This window comes from Bradyrhizobium monzae (genome assembly GCF_021458635.1).
Classification (GTDB): domain Bacteria; phylum Pseudomonadota; class Alphaproteobacteria; order Rhizobiales; family Xanthobacteraceae; genus Bradyrhizobium.
The window spans coordinates 1,797,258-1,813,014 of record NZ_JAIRDQ010000001.1 but is presented as its reverse complement, the minus strand read 5'-3'; the positions used below and the strand labels follow the sequence as shown (position 1 = coordinate 1,813,014).

The 15,757-nt window shown below is 63.8% G+C and carries 14 protein-coding genes; 6 read left to right on the top strand and 8 right to left on the bottom strand.

The window, feature by feature from the left end; translation table 11 throughout:
• The first annotated feature begins 274 nt into the window (after positions 1 to 274).
• Complete coding sequence (ftsH, locus tag K3F49_RS08820; protein WP_234680475.1) at positions 275 to 2,197, top strand: ATP-dependent zinc metalloprotease FtsH; 1,923 nt, start codon at positions 275 to 277, stop codon at positions 2,195 to 2,197.
• Between the two features lie 361 nt (positions 2,198 to 2,558).
• Here the strand turns inward: ftsH and K3F49_RS08815 are convergent, their stop codons facing one another.
• The gene (locus tag K3F49_RS08815) at positions 2,559 to 3,416 is read right to left on the bottom strand and encodes an alpha/beta fold hydrolase (RefSeq protein WP_234680474.1); all 858 of its coding nucleotides are present in this window, start codon (positions 3,414 to 3,416) and stop codon (positions 2,559 to 2,561) included.
• A 75-nt stretch (positions 3,417 to 3,491) separates the two neighbouring features.
• Positions 3,492 to 3,677 carry a hypothetical protein gene (locus tag K3F49_RS08810; RefSeq protein ID WP_234680611.1) on the bottom strand — a complete coding sequence of 62 codons (186 nt, stop codon included), beginning with the start codon at positions 3,675 to 3,677 and terminating at the stop codon, positions 3,492 to 3,494.
• Between K3F49_RS08810 and K3F49_RS08805 the strand changes: the two genes are divergently transcribed.
• Together K3F49_RS08805 and K3F49_RS08800 are read left to right on the top strand one after the other, a co-directional pair.
• Positions 3,676 to 4,761, top strand: coding sequence for an ABC transporter substrate-binding protein (locus K3F49_RS08805; protein ID WP_452100685.1), 1,086 nt, complete (start codon positions 3,676 to 3,678; stop codon positions 4,759 to 4,761). The genes K3F49_RS08810 and K3F49_RS08805 overlap by 2 nt on opposite strands.
• A 112-nt stretch (positions 4,762 to 4,873) precedes the next feature.
• Positions 4,874 to 5,122 (top strand): hypothetical protein, encoded by a 249-nt coding sequence (locus tag K3F49_RS08800; RefSeq protein WP_234680473.1) that lies wholly within the window; start codon positions 4,874 to 4,876, stop codon positions 5,120 to 5,122.
• A gap of 37 nt (positions 5,123 to 5,159) precedes the next feature.
• On the opposite strand, the gene K3F49_RS08795 is transcribed toward K3F49_RS08800, so the two are convergent.
• Positions 5,160 to 6,641 (bottom strand): hypothetical protein, encoded by a 1,482-nt coding sequence (locus K3F49_RS08795; protein WP_234680472.1) that lies wholly within the window; start codon positions 6,639 to 6,641, stop codon positions 5,160 to 5,162.
• Positions 6,638 to 8,128 (bottom strand): hypothetical protein, encoded by a 1,491-nt coding sequence (locus K3F49_RS08790; protein WP_234680471.1) that lies wholly within the window; start codon positions 8,126 to 8,128, stop codon positions 6,638 to 6,640. Before K3F49_RS08790 ends, K3F49_RS08795 begins: the two co-directional genes overlap by 4 nt.
• Before the next feature lie 493 nt (positions 8,129 to 8,621).
• Between K3F49_RS08790 and K3F49_RS08785 the strand changes: the two genes are divergently transcribed.
• Complete coding sequence (locus K3F49_RS08785) at positions 8,622 to 8,786, top strand: Flp family type IVb pilin (RefSeq protein WP_045002731.1); 165 nt, start codon at positions 8,622 to 8,624, stop codon at positions 8,784 to 8,786.
• A gap of 167 nt (positions 8,787 to 8,953) precedes the next feature.
• Entirely contained in the window at positions 8,954 to 10,183 is a 1,230-nt protein-coding gene (locus K3F49_RS08780; protein ID WP_234680470.1) for a glycosyltransferase family 87 protein, read from the top strand.
• A 19-nt stretch (positions 10,184 to 10,202) separates the two neighbouring features.
• Here K3F49_RS08780 and K3F49_RS08775 read toward each other — a convergent pair whose 3' ends face one another.
• The 3 genes from K3F49_RS08775 to K3F49_RS08765 all read right to left on the bottom strand — a co-directional run bounded on the left by K3F49_RS08775 (position 10,203) and on the right by K3F49_RS08765 (position 12,956).
• The gene (locus K3F49_RS08775; RefSeq protein WP_234680469.1) at positions 10,203 to 11,066 is read right to left on the bottom strand and encodes a class I SAM-dependent methyltransferase; all 864 of its coding nucleotides are present in this window, start codon (positions 11,064 to 11,066) and stop codon (positions 10,203 to 10,205) included.
• Between the two features lie 202 nt (positions 11,067 to 11,268).
• Positions 11,269 to 12,054 carry an SDR family NAD(P)-dependent oxidoreductase gene (locus K3F49_RS08770; RefSeq protein WP_234680468.1) on the bottom strand — a complete coding sequence of 262 codons (786 nt, stop codon included), beginning with the start codon at positions 12,052 to 12,054 and terminating at the stop codon, positions 11,269 to 11,271.
• An 8-nt stretch (positions 12,055 to 12,062) separates the two neighbouring features.
• A complete protein-coding gene (locus K3F49_RS08765) occupies positions 12,063 to 12,956 on the bottom strand; it encodes an NAD(P)/FAD-dependent oxidoreductase (RefSeq protein ID WP_234680599.1) in 894 nt (297 codons plus the stop codon).
• Between the two features lie 211 nt (positions 12,957 to 13,167).
• Between K3F49_RS08765 and K3F49_RS08760 the strand changes: the two genes are divergently transcribed.
• A complete protein-coding gene (locus K3F49_RS08760) occupies positions 13,168 to 13,851 on the top strand; it encodes a TetR/AcrR family transcriptional regulator (protein ID WP_234680467.1) in 684 nt (227 codons plus the stop codon).
• Between the two features lie 181 nt (positions 13,852 to 14,032).
• Here the strand turns inward: K3F49_RS08760 and K3F49_RS08755 are convergent, their stop codons facing one another.
• On the bottom strand, positions 14,033 to 15,673 hold the full coding sequence (locus K3F49_RS08755; protein WP_234680466.1) for a glycosyltransferase 87 family protein: 1,641 nt from the start codon (positions 15,671 to 15,673) through the stop codon (positions 14,033 to 14,035).
• Between the last annotated feature and the right edge of the window lie 84 nt (positions 15,674 to 15,757).

The following is a 15,757-nucleotide window of genomic DNA, read 5'->3' as shown; positions in this document are numbered from 1 at the left end:
TTCCGCCGAAGACCGTCAGGACACCTCAATCGAGGGTCGGGACATCTCAACCGAGGGTCAGGACACCTTAACCAGGCATGAGAAACCCCGGCCTTGATGCCATTATTTCAGCGGGAATCGCTCTAAGATGGGATAAATAGTCCCATCTCGTTCCCTTGGCAGCGACCGAGGCGGCACCTAGATTGTATACGTCTAACCGAGAGGATTCCTTGGGGATTTTCTCTAGTCTGCCCAAGGATGAGGCCGCGATCCGCGCGACCACGAAGGAAGATCGATGAACGCCAATCTGCGCAATTTCGCCCTCTGGGTCATCATTGTTTTGCTGCTGTTGGCGTTGTTCACGCTCTTCCAGAATCCGGGCCAGCGGGCCTCCTCGCAGGACATCGCCTTCTCGCAGCTGCTGAGCGAGGTTGACCAGGGCCGTGTCCGCGACGTCGTGATCCAGGGCCCGGACATCCACGGCACCTTCACCAATGGCTCCAGCTTCCAGACCTATGCGCCCAACGACCCGACGCTGGTGAAGCGCCTGTACGACAGCAAGGTCCAGATCACCGCGAAGCCGCCCGGCGACAACGTGCCGTGGTTCGTCTCGCTGCTGGTCTCCTGGCTGCCCTTCATCGCGCTGATCGGCGTCTGGATCTTCCTGTCGCGGCAGATGCAGGGCGGCGCCGGCAAGGCGATGGGCTTTGGCAAGTCGCGCGCGAAGATGCTGACGGAGGCCCATGGCCGCGTCACCTTCGAGGACGTCGCAGGCGTCGACGAAGCCAAGCAGGACCTGCAGGAGATCGTCGAATTCCTGCGCGACCCCGGCAAATTCCAACGCCTCGGCGGCCGCATTCCGCGCGGCGTGCTGCTGGTCGGCCCTCCCGGCACCGGTAAGACCCTGATCGCGCGTGCGGTCGCGGGTGAAGCCAACGTGCCGTTCTTCACCATCTCCGGTTCGGACTTCGTCGAAATGTTCGTCGGCGTCGGCGCCAGCCGCGTCCGCGACATGTTCGAGCAGGCCAAGAAGAACGCGCCCTGCATCATTTTCATCGACGAAATCGACGCGGTCGGTCGTCACCGTGGCGCCGGTCTCGGCGGCGGCAATGACGAGCGCGAGCAGACGTTGAACCAGCTGCTGGTCGAGATGGACGGCTTCGAGGCGAACGAGGGCGTGATCCTGATCGCCGCGACCAACCGTCCCGACGTGCTCGATCCGGCGCTGCTGCGTCCGGGCCGCTTCGACCGCCAGGTCGTGGTGCCCAATCCGGACGTCGTCGGCCGCGAGCAGATCCTCAAGGTTCACGTCCGCAAGGTGCCCCTGGCACCGGATATCAACCTCAAGACCATCGCGCGCGGCACACCGGGCTTCTCCGGAGCCGACCTGATGAACCTCGTCAACGAAGCAGCTCTCACCGCCGCGCGCCGTAACAAGCGCATGGTGACCCAGGCCGAGTTCGAGGAAGCCAAGGACAAGGTGATGATGGGCGCCGAGCGCAAGTCGCTCGTCATGACCGAGGAAGAGAAGCTGCTGACGGCCTATCACGAGGGCGGCCACGCCATCGTCGGCCTCAACGTGCCCGCGACCGATCCGATCCACAAGGCGACCATCATTCCGCGCGGCCGTGCCCTCGGCATGGTCATGCAGCTCCCCGAGCGCGACAAGCTGTCGATGTCCCTGGAGCAGATGACCTCGCGGCTCGCCATCATGATGGGCGGCCGCGTCGCCGAAGAGCTGATCTTCGGCCGTGAGAAGGTGACGTCCGGTGCCGCCTCCGACATCGAGCAGGCCACCCGCCTTGCCCGCATGATGGTGACGCGCTGGGGCCTGTCGGAAGAACTCGGCACCGTCTCCTACGGCGAGAACCAGGACGAGGTGTTCCTCGGCATGTCGGTCTCGCGGACGCAGAATGCCTCCGAGGCGACCGTCCAGAAGATCGACTCCGAGATCCGTCGTCTGGTCGAGGAAGGCTACAAGGAAGCGACCCGCATCCTCACCGAGAAGCACGGTGACCTCGAGGCGCTGGCCAAGGGCTTGCTCGAGTTCGAAACGCTCTCCGGTGACGAGATCGTCGACCTGCTCAAGGGCAAGAAGCCGAACCGCGAGTCCGTGCTGGAGCCGACCACGCCGCGCGCCTCCGCCGTGCCGCCGGCCGGCAAGTCGCGGCCGCGGCCCGATCCGGATCCCGGCCTGGAGCCGCAGCCGCAGGCGTGATTGCAAGCGGCAGATCGAATTGAAAAGCGCGGCGGAAACGCCGCGTTTTTTGTTGGCTCGAACTCACCTCTCGTGCCCCGGACGCAGCGCAGCGCCTCTTCGGCTCTGCGCAGCAACGCTCGCGCGTTGCAGCGCGTCCGGGGCACGAGAGGGATACGCGCTGTTACCGCGCACTCCGTCATTGCGAGCGCAGCGAAGCAATCCAGGATCTTTCCGTGGAGGCAGTCTGGATTGCTTCGCCGCGCTCGCAACAGCGGCTGTCTCATCGTGGGCAAAGGCGCCTTGCGCCGTGCCCACCATCTCTCGGCATCCGCGATCGACGTGGTGGGCACGCTGTCGCTTTGCCTGCCTTGCGACATTCTCACTTCGCCGCTGCACCGCTGCGACCGAGAAAATGCCGCAAATCGTCTGAAAACTGCTCCGGATCCTGCAGGAACGAGAAGTGACTGACCTGCGGCTGGATCAGCAGGCCGGCGCCGGGAACGTTCGCGGCCATGAACTCGGTGTTCTCACGCTTGATCGCCTCGTCGTGGTCGCCGTCGACGATCCAGGTCGGGACCTTGACGCCTGCGAGATCGGAGGCCGTCCATTTCGGCTGGCTCTCCCACATCTTGGTAATCTCCGCGACGAAGCTCTTGTATTCGGTGGGCGTCGGCGAGAGGCGCTTGTACTCCTCGCCCGCCCGCGCGATGTAGGCGTTGAAGACGTCGCTCGACGCGATATCGGCAACGCCCGACGGATCCGAATTCGCGGCGAAGGCGAACAGCCTGCTCACCCGCTCCGGGTGCTTCATCGCAATGTCGAGGCCGATGATCGCGCCGTCGCTCCAGCCGACGATCGCGGCCTTCCTGATCTTGAGATGGTCGAGCAAGGCGACCACGTCGGAGGCCATCATGTCGTAGCCATACGGCTCCTGATTACGGCTGCTGCGCCCGTGGCCGCGGCTGTCCATGACGATGACCTGATAATGCCGTTGCAGCGCGCGGACCTGGTGGCCCCAGTAATTGGCGTTGGCGAGGCCGCCATGCAGCAGCACGACCGGCTCGCCGCGGCCGAACGTTGCATACCAGATCTTGATTCCGTTGACGGGCGCGAAGCCGCTCTGCGTTGCCTTGGGCAAGGTCGGCGTCGGCGGCAGGTTCAGCCATCGCGGTGCCGCATGCGCTGCGTCGATCGAAACCGCCACGAGGAGTGCTGCGAAAAGATTGCGAAACAGCATGATGCGCCTTCCTGTTGGGGCGATCGGGCATCACCTTGCGATCGCCGCCGATAATGATTGGAGTCGGCGCCGATGTCATGGCATGCTCCCTTCAAATAAAGGTGCGGCGATCGCACCAACAAATGGGGAGGGCAAGCCGATGCGCTCTGCGGCGGCATTGGGTGCGTTTTGCGCCGTTTCATTTGCAACATTGACCAGCGCTTGCATCGCCGCCGAAATGCGCGGCGTCACCGCCACCGAGATCAGAATCGGCCAGACCATGCCCTATAGCGGGCCAGTGTCCGCCTTCGGCGCACTCGGCAAGGGCGAGGTCGGCTATTTCAAGATGCTCAACGACAAGGGCGGCATCAACGGCCGCAAGGTCAATCTGATCTCGCTCGACGACAGCTACGCGCCGCCGAAATCGGTCGAGCAGACCCGCCGGCTGGTGGAGAGCGACGAGGTCGCGCTGATCTTCTCGTCGATCGGCACCGCGCATAACACCGCGATCGCCAAATATCTCCAGAGCAAGAACGTGCCGCAGCTCTTCATCGGCTCCGGCGCCTCCAAATTCGCCGACATCGCGCAATATCCGCAGGCGACGATGGGCGTGCAGGCGCCGTTCCGCTACGAGGCGCGGCTCTATGCGCGCCATGCGCTCGCCAGGAACCCGAACGCGAAATTCGCCGTGATCTCGCAGAATGACGATTACGGCCGCGACTATCTCGCCGGCCTCAAGGACGTGCTCGGCGAGAAATACGATGCCGTCGTCACCAATGCGACCTACGAGATCCAGGATCCGACCATCGATTCCCAGATCGTGAAACTGAAGGCCTCGGGCGCCGACGTCTTCGTGATCGCGGCGACGCCGAAATTTGCGGCCCAGGCGATCCGAAAATCCTTCGAGATCGGCTGGCGCCCGATGACGTTCCTCTCGAACGTCGCGGTCTGGATCTCGACCGTGATGGAGCCCGCAGGCCTCGAAGCCGGCACTGGCATTCTCTCTACGGCTTACGTGAAAGATCCCGACGATCCCGCCTGGAAGGACGATCCCGGCGTCAACGCCTGGCGCGAGTTCATGACGAAATATGTGCCGGAGGCCGACCAGCACGACACCAATTACGTCAATTCCTACAACAGCGCGATGGCGCTTGAGGCGGTGCTGAAAGCCTGCGGCGACGATCTGTCGACCGAGAACATCCTGAAGCAGGCCTATGCGATCCACGATCTCGAACTGCCGATGCTGTTGCCCGGCATCAAGATCAACACCAGCCCGAGCGATCACGTCCCGGTCGACCAGATGCAGTTTATGCGCTTCACCGGCAAGAGCTGGGAGCGTTTTGGCGAGTTGCAGACGGGGAATTGATGGCGCCGTGTTTACTCCTGTCCCGCCCGTGAATCACGGGAATATTATTGTCCTATATCCGCTCGCAGCCCATAAAGTGGTCCAGGACCTGGGTGGCGGGTGAATCCGCGGCATGCCGCCGGATCACGAACAGGGCATCGCGACGGGGCTAGGCTGCCTCGTGTTGGCCATGATTTCGAGCGTACATTTGCCCAATCTGGGCGATGGCAGGGCAGTTGCAGTGGCGGCTCAGTCCCACAAGACCGCAGAAGAGGAGTACGAGGAGCAAGTTCGCATCCTCGTCCGCATCGTTTCGGCCTCCACTTTGGGGCTTCTCGCTTTCGCCGCGGGCCTGCTGATTGGGACCTTTCTGTTCTCGTGATCGAACAGGAACGACCGGCTCTCCCGGAGCTGCGTCTTCACTTCGATGTCGTGGCGGCCGCACCTTCGGCATTGTCGCGCACGTGGATCACCGCGATGCCGTCGCCATACACCCGCGTCCAGCCCTTGATATGATCCAGCATCTGGGCCGCCGGTGAATCCGGCGTTAGCAGCGTTGCGTCGATCCTGTTGTCGTGGAGCATGCGCAAGAGGCCGGCGACGTCGCGGCCATCTTCGGCGGCAAAATAGTCCATCAGGAATTTTTCGCCGTAGAGCTCGGACCTGCCATCGACGAATGGCCTGATATCGCGGACGATGAGATAGCCGCCATAGCCGTAGGAATTGAAGATGCGCGCGGCCTTGCGCTCGGTCAGCACATCGACCGCCGCAACCGGCGTCTGCACCGTCGAGAATTCAAAGGCGTGACGGGCGGCAAAGGTCGCCGTCGCGCTTGCGGTCGCGAGCACGATTGCCGCCGCGGCGAGTGCCGCCGGGGCGCCGGGAGCCATCCGCAAGCCGCGCGGTGCATCCGGCGCGGCCCTGAACCATCCGCTCAGCGGTTGCGCCAGCACCAGCGGAACCAGCACGCCAAAGGTCTCGATGCTGCGGACATGCGCCAGCGCCATCCAGGTAGCGGCAAGGATCAGCAGCACGCGCGGCGGCGATAGCGACGGCCCACGCATGAGTGCGAGACCGAGCAGTCCGAGCAGCGCGCCCGCGAACGGGTTGAACGAGCTGAAATCGGCCGGACGCCATTCGGCGATGACGGCGAAGGATTTTCCGAGGCTGAGGATGCGGGCCGCACCGAGCAGCGTATCCAGGCCATAGGGCGTGCAGCAGCTTGCCGCCAGCGCTCCGAGCCCGAACGCGGCCCAGCGCATCGCGAGCGCCAGCCGGCGCGGCGGCGCTGCGCGCCAGAGCGCTTCGAGACCGATTGCGCCAATCAGGGCGAGGCCCAGCACGAAACCGCCGTGAAGATTGGCCCACAGCGCCATCAACGGCAGCAGCAGCAAGGACGGCGCGCGACCGCGATCGGCCGTGGCCATCAAGGCGCCGGCCCAGGCGACCATGACCGGCAGCGCGAGCACATGGGGACGGGCCAGCAGATGCGGCGCGGCCAGCGTCATCGCCAGCAGGCAGAACACCAGCGCATAGGGCAGGTCGAGTTGCCGTTGCAGGAAGGTCAGCAGCAATCCCATCGCCAGCGCGATCGCGGCCGCGGTCAGCACCACGGGCCCGGCCCAACCCCAATGTGAATAGGCGGTCGCGAACAGGACTTGCGACAGCCATGAGGTCGAGAGCCAGACGTCACCCTGGCGCGTCAACGAATAGAGGTCGGTCCAGGGAACGGTGCGATGATCGAGGATCCACTCGCCGACCTTGATCTGCCAGAGCGTGTCCGGATCGTGCAGCAGGCCGTCGCCGCTCACCAGCAGCAGCAGAAAGGTCGCCGCCGCGATGCACAGCGGCGCCAGATTGCGCTGGGCTCGCGCGATCGGACCGCTGGCCGCGATGGTCATGGCTTGGCCGGCACGGCCGCCGCTGGCTCGCCATCCCGCACGTGGATCACGGCGATGTTGTCGGCATAGAGCCGCTTCCAGCCCTTGATGTGATCCAGGATTTGCGGACCCGGCGTATCGGCCCCCAGCAACGTCGCGTCGATCTTGTACTCGTCAAGCAGCTGCGGCAGCAGTGCGGGCTTCTTGCCCTCGGTGGCCTTGAAGAAGTCCATCACGAACTTCTCGCCATAGAGCTCGGCACGGCCATCGACGAAGACCGGGACGTCGCGCGAGATCAGATAGCCGCCGAACTGGTAGCCGTTGAAGATGCGCTGCGTCTTGCGCTGCTGGAGCAGATCGACGGCGGCAACCGGCGTCTGGTCCATCGTGAAGGTGAAGCGATGATGCGACATGTAGATCGAGGTCGTGGTCCAGGCCGCGGCCGCGATCATCAGCGCGCCGGTGATGGTGACGTAGCGCGCTGCCCAGCTCTCGCCGGCCGGTGCGTCTGTTTGCGGCAGCGGCGAGGGCTCGCCGAGCGGCTTGGCCAGCACCAGCGGCACCAGGAAGGCAAAGGCCTCGATGCTCCTGACATGGGTGAGCCCCATCCAGGTGAAGAGCAGGATCAGCGCAATGCGCGGCGGCGACAGCGTCAGGCCGCGAAACAGGCCGATCGCGATGAGGCCGAGGATCGCGGCTTCGAACGCGGAGAACGAGGCGAAATTCGCCGGCATCCATTCCGAGATCACCGACAGCAGTTCGCCAAGATTGAGGATGTTGGTCGCGCCCAGCAGCGTGCGCCAGCCATAGGGCGTGACGCAGGCGGCCGCCATCGCGGCGACGCCGAACAGGAACCAGCGCGTGAGCAGCCGGACCTGCCTGCCGGAATCGAGCGTCCAGATTGCCTCCAGCGCCATCGGGCCGATTAGCGCGAGGCCGAGCACGAAGCCGCCGTGAAGGTTGGCCCACAGCGACATCAGCGGCAGCCAAACCCAGGACGGCGCGACCTTGCGGTCGGCGGCATTCATGAGAATGCCGACCCATGCGATCATCACCGGCAGCGCCAGCATGTGCGGCCGCGCCAGGATGTGGTGGAGCGACAGCAGCACGGCCAGCATCGCGAACAGCACCGAGCGCGGAATTTCGAGATGCGCCTCCAACAGGTAGACGAAGATCGCGGCGGATGCGGCGATCGCGAGCGCGGTGAGGACCACCGGCCCGGCCCAGTCCCATTGTGTGTAGGAGATCGAAAACAGAACTTGCGACAGCCAGGACGTCGAGATCCACGGCTCGCCGGGACGCGTGAAGGAATAGAAGTCGGTGGTGGGCAGGGCGTGGTGATCGAGGATCCACTGCCCGATCTTGATCTGCCAGAACGAGTCGGAGTCCTGAAGCAGCGTATCGCCGATATAGAGGAAGAAGAGATAGGCGCCCACGCCGACACACAGCGGCACCAGCGCTCGCGCGCGGCTCTGCACCGTGATGCTGTTGGTGAAGGATAGGGACATGCCGCCTCGTCTTGTTCTTGTCGGATTGGCCGAGCAGGCGGCATTTGACCATGGCGGTCATAACTTCCCGTAAATCGGCGGAGCTAGAACGTGATGTGATGGGACTCGGCCAGTGCTCCGACGTAGGGACGTTCCCTCCCCCCTTGTGGGGGAGGGCTAGGGAGGGGGGTAGCTCAGGAAAAGGTGACAGTTGTTGATGATGAGCCGGGGACGGAGACGATGGAAAGAATCCCCGTGTGGCACCCCTCTCCCTGCCCTCCCCCACAAGGGGGGAGGGAATGGAGAGAGCGCGGCTCTGTGTCCGTGCAATTTAACCGATTGTTTTCAATTTCGATTTACCATCGTCGCATACGTACAAACGGTTCCGCATTTACGCAGTCGAATTAACTGCGGCGCAAGTCTTTGCCTTTACTCTGGGTTCCATGGTCGGGCGGCGCTGGGAAGCCGAAAAGACCAGACCAGTTGAAGCCACGTGTATCCTTTGGAGCAGTCTATGAAGAACCTCGTTTCGCGTTTCGTGAAGGACGAATCCGGCGCTACCGCCATCGAATACGGCCTGATCGCCGCCGGCATCGCGCTGGCGATCATCACCGTCGTCAACAACCTCGGCACCACGCTGAACGCCAAGTTCGGCTCGATCTCCTCCAGCCTCAAGTAAGCTGGACAATCAACGGAATAGCGGAGAGCCCCGTCACCGACGGGGCTCTTTTGCTTTGCCCGCACATCGGCGCGGGGCATTCGACAATCCGGCTTAAGCCTCCTTCAAGTCCCTCGGTGTATGGCTTGAACGCATCTGCGTTACCGTATTGCGTCAAAGGAAGCCGCATGGCCGAAGCTTCGTCCGCCCCGACTGCTGTTGCTCGTCACGGCGCACTCCCCGCGGCTCTCCTCAACATCTCCTTCGTGCTGGCGATCGTCACGCTGGCGTATTTTCCGACGGCCTATCTCACGCATGTGTGGATCTTTGACGCGGACGGACGCGGCATCCCGACCGACTTCGTCAACGTCTGGGCGGCCGGAAAACTGGCGCTCGAGGGCCATCCCGCGCTGGCCTGGGATTGGGACATCCAGAAGCAGGTCGAGCTTGCGCTGCTCAAGCAGGATTTCGTCGGCCATTTCGCCTGGCACTATCCGCCGCCCTTCCTGTTTGTCGCGTCTTTCCTCGCGCAGTTTCCCTATACGGTGGCTTTCATCGGTTGGGCCGCGTTCAGCATGGTGCCTTATCTCGCCGTGATGCGCGCGATCATCGGGCGCAATGCGGGCCTGGTGCTTGCGATCGGGTTTCCCGCCACCTTCCTCAACATCCTGGTCGGGCAGAACGGTTTCCTCACCGCGTCCCTGATCGGCGGCATGCTTTATCTGCTGCCGACGCGGCCCGTGCTGGCGGGAATCTGCCTGGGCCTGCTGAGCTACAAACCCCAATATGGACTGCTGTTTCCGCTGGTGCTGATCGCCGCCGCGGAGTGGACGGTGCTCTTCACCGCTGGCATCGTCACTTTGACGATCGCGGCGGCATCCTGGCTCGCGTTCGGGACCGAAAGCTGGCAGGCCTTCTTCCACTGGATTCCGATGTTCTCGCAGGCCTTCCTCACCGAAGGCAGGGCACCCTGGTTCAAGATGCAGAGCATCTTCGCGTTCGTGCGTTATGTCGGCGGCACCGAGCAGCTCGGATGGATCTTCCAGTGGGTGTTGACGGCAGCAATTGCCGTCGTGCTGGTCGCGATGTGGCGGAGCAGGCTGCCCTACGCGCTGAAAGCGGCGATGCTTGCGGCGGCAACGCTGCTCACGACGCCGTATCTCTTCATGTATGATCTGGTCGTGCTGGGCATCGCGGTAGCCTTCCTCATCCGCGCCGGACTCGATGAAGGTTTCGCGCGCCATGAGGTGATGGCGCTGGCTCTCGTCTTCGCGCTGCTTGCGACCTTCCTGTTTCTCGGGCAGCCGGTGGGCTTCCCCGCGATCCTCATCGTCTTCGCCCTGATCCTCGGCCGCTGCGCAGCCTGGCGGGCTGCCGAGGCGGCATCGATGCAGCTCGCAATCACGCGATCGAATTAAGAAACTCGACCAGGTTCTATCAGCTTGCGCGATTGCGCGCCGTGACGACCCACGTCGCGCCGTTGATCATCACCGACCGCTCGCCGGCGCGGCCCGCGAAGGCGGCACGAACCGCGGCCGAGGCGCGGGCGCGGATCTCGTCGGGCTGATCAACAAGCGCGCGCGACAGCGGGCCGACCTCGAACGTCATCTTCACCGCGTCGTCGATCGCCGCGTCCCGCGTCGCGCCCTCGCCAAATGGGACGGAAGCATCGAAGGGCGCGATAGCGATATCGGTGAAGCCGGCCGCCGTCAGGATGCGAGCCACCCGCCCCTGGTCGCCGAACGAGAATGGACCGGGCGCTTCGGGATCGGGCGGCGCCGTTGGCGGGACGATACCGTTGATCGCGCCCATCGGCAGGCGCATCCAATCGTTCTCGGCCGCGCCACGCCAGCAGACGAAAGCGACCCGCCCGCCCGGCTTGAGCGCGCGGCGCATATGGGCGAACGCCCCCGTCGGATCGCCGAAGAACATCACCCCGAAGCGCGAGAACAGGATGTCGAACGCACCCTCGGGCAGTTCGGCACTGCTGGCGTCGGCCAAGCGGAACAGGACCGGCGCATCCCTTGGCGCAAGCGCGCGCGCTCGGCCGATCAGCGGTTCGGATATGTCCACGCCCAGCACTTGGCCCCCCGCGCCGACGCGGGCAGCCAGAGCCAGACTCGACGCGCCCGCGCCGCAGCCGACGTCCAGCACGCGCTCGCCCGCCGCGGGCGCGGCGGCTTCAATCGCGGCCTGACCGAATACCGCCGCTATGGCGTCGAGCCGGGCCTGGTGGGCGACCCAGCGCTCCCCGCTTTGGTCATTCCAGCCGGCGACCCGATCGGCATTGTGCTGTGCCATGACATATCCTTGTTCTCTAAACTGTCCGATGCCAAAGCGTGCATCGTCTCCAGCGAGCAGCGAGGGCGAACGGGATGAAGCGATCCATGCTCCGCTGCTCCTTGAGAGGAACGACCAGATCCGGATCGAAGCTCCGTGTGCATCGTCAGCCTTCAGAGCCCCCGCTTGTTCGATGAGCTCCACGCGCCAGCGCCCCTGGAGTTTAACCGTCCACTATTCTTTTCAACGTGGCCCTTTGCATTGATCGCGGCGTCAGACGATTTGAAAAGGCTGCCATCTTGTTCGTCAGGCCTGCGATCACCATCGCCCTTCCTTTTGAGAGGGCCGCGATACCGCTCGCGGCGACCGGACGTGGCTTCATGGTGAGGAGGCGCAGCAATGCCGTTGTGGCTGCACCGGCTGCCGCATCGAAGCCCGTCGCGGTGTGCCCCGGGCACAGAGTGGTAACAACCACACCATGCGGACGGAGTTCGTCGTGCAGGGCCTCACCAAGGGCGAGTACATATGCCTTGGTCGCCGCATAGGCCGCGTAGCTGGGAACGGCTTGGAAGGCCATGAGACTGGCGACGAGAAGGATATGTCCGGAGCGCCGCGCGGCCATGTCACGGCCGAACAGGTAGGTCAGCTCCGTGAGCGTCGTGATGTTGAGCTGGATCATGTCTGTCGTGCGCTCGATCGGCGTGTCCAACAAAGCGCCGTGCAAGCCGTATCCGGCATTGTTCAGCAAGATGTCGACGGTCACCGACCTCGCATCGAGACTGCTTTTCAAGCGGCTGGCCGCGCCCGGCACGGCAAGATCGATCGCCTCGACCAGCACATCCACCCCGTATTTGCGGCGGAGATCGGCGGCAAGCTTTTCCATCGACTCCCGCCTTCGGGCCGCCAATACGAGATTGACTTTCTGCGCAGCCAGCAGATCTGCGAAGTCAAGGCCGAGGCCACTCGACGCCCCCGTGATCAGAGCCCATTTTCCAGCGAAGCTGTTCATTGGTCCTCTCAAACCACCATCGACTGCTGGGCGAAGATACCCGCCATCGCGCCCTGCGATGATGCCTGCGTGACCGAGGGCAAGAAGGGCGTGACGAGGTCGCCGGCGGCGTAGATGCCAGGCGTGCTGGTTTGACGGCGCTCGTCGACCTTGAGGACGATGCCGGCGGGCGTAGCCACGGTGGCAAGGCCCAGTGATTCATGCAGGCTTGCGGACGGCTTGTTGCGAGGATTGGCGAACAGGATGTCGACCGCGACATTGCGGCCGGTATCGACATTGACGGTGGCGATATGGCCCTTGTGATGGGCGATCTCGACGATCCGGCCATCGACGACAGGTATGCTGCGGCGCGCCAGATCGGCCTGGATATCGGGCGGAATGTCGTGACCATCGGCGAAGAGCGTCAACTTGTCGGTCCAATCGTGGAACAGCCTGACCTGATTGTGCGACTGCGGGCTGGACCAGATGAGGCCCCAATGCTGGCCGGCGACTTCAAAGCCGTCGCAATAGGGGCAGGGCACGATGGACGTGCCCCAGCTTTCGGCGTAGCCCGGAACATCAGGCATCTGGTCGGCGACGCCATAGCTCAGGATCAGGCGCCGCGCCCCAAAGCTTTCGCCGTCGGAAGTGAGGACGTTGAAATCGTCGATGGCGCCGGAGACACTTTCGGCCCGGGCACTGACCAGCTTGATCGTGGGATAACGCGCCAGCTGCCGTCGCGCCTCGGCCAGGATATCCAGCGGCGGCTTGTGATCGTGACCGAGCAGGCCATGCGAGTGGCCGGCGAAGCGGTTGCGCGGCAGGCCGGTATCGAGAACGGTGACCTTGCGGCGGGCACGGCCGAGCTGCAGGGCGCCGGCGAGACCGGCAAAGCTGCCGCCGATGATGATGACGTCATCCATGGTGATGGGCTCCGTGTTGTGGATGGAGGGAGACGGGTTGGACTTGGCGGTGGCCTGAGCGTGGGCGAGGCCGATGGTGGAAAGCGCAGCCAACTGCAGCAGGGCTCGTCGTTGCATCGAAGAAGTCACCCTACCCATCGGCTTGCACATTTCAGATACTTCATGGTATCGTAATTCAAGAATTAGGATACTGTCAAGTACTGGAATTATCGTGACCGAAAACAGCCAGGGCCGGCGCGGCCGGCCCGTCAACGAGGCGCTTGGCCAAACGATTGTCGACGCCGCGCGCGAACTCTTTGTGGAATTGGGTTTTCAAGCGACGACGTTGGACAAGGTCGCCCAGCGAGCGAAGATATCCAAGCTCAGCATCTACAGGCACTTCGAGAACAAGGAGGCGCTGTTCGGCGCGGCCATGGCGGCCGGCTGCCAGCAGTTGTTTGCACCACAGGCTCTTCTTGAAGGCGTCGACGCTACGGTCGAAGATCAACTCATGGCGGTGGGATCATCACTGCTTCGCACGCTGTTGAGATCAGACGTCCGCAGTCTCGAAACCATGGTCATGGCCGACAAGACGAGTCAAAACGCGTTGAGCAAGCTCCATTTCGAAGCCGGCCCCGCCCATGTCATCGCCGAAATCGAGGCCCTGTTGCGTCAGTTGCACGCGCAGGCGGTTTTGAACGTGCCCGATCCTCTCCGGTCCGCTCGCTTGTTTGCCGCGCTTTTCAAAGGATCCGATCTCCTGATGATCGCACGCTTCGATCAGGCGAAAGCAGAGGACGACAACGAAATCGAATCCTATTGTCGGTCGGCCGTCGCCATGTTCATCGCCGCGCACCGTGGCAACGACCACGCGGGCGGAGATTTGCCTGCCTCAAGGTCAAAAAACAAAATTTGAATCGTGCGTGACCGAATCGGCCAGCAGGTCAAGGCAGCCCAGCCAATCATGAAAATTGACGAGTCGGCCGCACGGTCCGACTAACGTCCACTTTGGGTCACAAGCAACATCGGGGGAAGCACAGCCCCGCGTCCGGTCTGCCGCCGACAGCCGACATGGCATGCCTTTATGAGTACACGTCCTAATGCGTAGCCCGCTCGATGAGCGGGCAGCTTTCGAGCACCGTGCCGATGCGGGCGCCCTCGATGGCGACACAGGGCCGGGAACGATCGATCGCAAGCGCGTAGCGATCCAGCAGCGTGCTGCGGTCCGGTTCGCCGCGCATGTGCAATTCACGGAGACCGCCGGGCAGGGGAGCCTTCAGCCCGGCGCGGATGCGCTGGTCGAAGATGCCGCCGGGAACGATGGGCACACCGATATCGGCGAGCAGGTAGAAGCGCGACTGCGGCGGAAGCTGCGGCGCGATGTAGGCGAGCGGCTTGCCGAGGATGAAGTAGGTCGCGGGCTGATCGAGCGCGTCGGCGATCTTCGGCCGGTAGATCTCGGACCAGGGGCGGTGCCACCAGTCCGCCGGCTGCGACCACAATGCGATCGCGGCTGCAACCGTCACCATCAGCACGTTCAGCGGAGCCGAGGACACCGTGGGCAATGTCGGCGTCGCGCTTGCAGCGAGACGCGCGAGCAGCAGAACGATGATCGGGCCGCACAACAATTCCAGAACCACCGCATAGCGCTGGATCGAGAACAGGCCGAGCCACGCCAGATACGAGACGGCAAACAGCACCACCAGCTGCACGTCGCGTCGTGTGAGGATCGCGCTGCCGCGCGCCACGCGCACAAGCAGGCCGAGCACGAGCAGGACCGTCACGACCGCGAAGCGGGCGTCGCGGAACGGATGCTCCGCGCCTCTGTGGTCGCCCATCAGCCAATAGAACGGATAGGCCAGTGCGTCGGACACGCTGTGGGGCATGAACTGCGCGTCCATCAGATTGATGGCCGCCACCTCGCCCGACTGGAAGACCGCATTGAACAGCGGGAAGATCGGATTGCCGGTGTCGCGCCAGGCGATCAGGCACCATTCGCCGCCCGTGAGCGCCGCGCCGACGATCCCGCCGAATCCAAGCAGAACGGTCGCGCGAAGCGGACGCGCCGCGGCGAGCACTGCTGCGGCTGCGCCGATCGCGTAGACGACATTGGTCAGCTTGAGCCCGACCGCGGCACCGATCAGGAGCCCGGCCAGCAGATGGCTGGCTGCGGGCCGGCGATCCGCAGCCAGGATCAGAAGGAACCCGCCGATCACCGGCAATGCCAGCAGCACGTCGGAAAAGCTCGTGCCCACTTCCGAGAGCGTCATCGGACCTGAGGCCGCGATTGCGACCGCCGCCGCGATCGCAGCGACGGTTGCGGCCTGACGCAGGGCGACGCGTGCAAACAGGCAAATCAGCGCGAGGTTGAGGCCGTGAATTGCGCCGATGATCATCAGCCCATACGGCGACGGCAGATAGTGCCGGAGGTAATAGACGGGGAAATAGACGATCGGATTGAAGTAGGTCTGAAAGCCCGGCGGGACCGCATCGACGCCATAGCGGCCATAGAGCACGGCCCAGACATTGTACTCGTGGTAGTTCTGCCAATCCCAGTTGACGTCCTCGCCCATCGCGAAGGTGTAGAGCGCGCCGGCCAGCATCGAGCAGACGACAATGGCGATGGGTGCAAGCGCTTTCCCGCGCAGGTTCGTCGTCCTTGATCGCCGCAGGCTTCCGGCCGCGGGCATGGCGAGGGAGTCGGGCAAGTCAGCAATGGTCGTCGTGCGCTGCAGCATCAAGGCGCCACGTTTGATGGCAGCCCATTTTCGAAAACGGGATGCGACGCAGAAAGTACGCTTGTAGGGCGCATGGCCGAATTC

Coding starts and splice junctions, on each gene's coding strand:
- ftsH (WP_234680475.1), top strand. CDS start 275: ATGAACGCCAATCTGCGCAATTTCGCCCTCTGGGTCATCATTGTTTTG.
- K3F49_RS08785 (WP_045002731.1), top strand. CDS start 8,622: ATGAAGAACCTCGTTTCGCGTTTCGTGAAGGACGAATCCGGCGCTACC.
- K3F49_RS08765 (WP_234680599.1), bottom strand. CDS start 12,956: ATGGATGACGTCATCATCATCGGCGGCAGCTTTGCCGGTCTCGCCGGC.
- K3F49_RS08805 (WP_452100685.1), top strand. CDS start 3,676: ATGCCCTATAGCGGGCCAGTGTCCGCCTTCGGCGCACTCGGCAAGGGC.
- K3F49_RS08800 (WP_234680473.1), top strand. CDS start 4,874: ATGCCGCCGGATCACGAACAGGGCATCGCGACGGGGCTAGGCTGCCTC.
- K3F49_RS08790 (WP_234680471.1), bottom strand. CDS start 8,128: ATGTCCCTATCCTTCACCAACAGCATCACGGTGCAGAGCCGCGCGCGA.
- K3F49_RS08810 (WP_234680611.1), bottom strand. CDS start 3,677: ATGGTCTGGCCGATTCTGATCTCGGTGGCGGTGACGCCGCGCATTTCG.
- K3F49_RS08755 (WP_234680466.1), bottom strand. CDS start 15,673: ATGCTGCAGCGCACGACGACCATTGCTGACTTGCCCGACTCCCTCGCC.
- K3F49_RS08775 (WP_234680469.1), bottom strand. CDS start 11,066: ATGGCACAGCACAATGCCGATCGGGTCGCCGGCTGGAATGACCAAAGC.
- K3F49_RS08770 (WP_234680468.1), bottom strand. CDS start 12,054: ATGAACAGCTTCGCTGGAAAATGGGCTCTGATCACGGGGGCGTCGAGT.
- K3F49_RS08780 (WP_234680470.1), top strand. CDS start 8,954: ATGGCCGAAGCTTCGTCCGCCCCGACTGCTGTTGCTCGTCACGGCGCA.
- K3F49_RS08815 (WP_234680474.1), bottom strand. CDS start 3,416: ATGCTGTTTCGCAATCTTTTCGCAGCACTCCTCGTGGCGGTTTCGATC.
- K3F49_RS08795 (WP_234680472.1), bottom strand. CDS start 6,641: ATGACCATCGCGGCCAGCGGTCCGATCGCGCGAGCCCAGCGCAATCTG.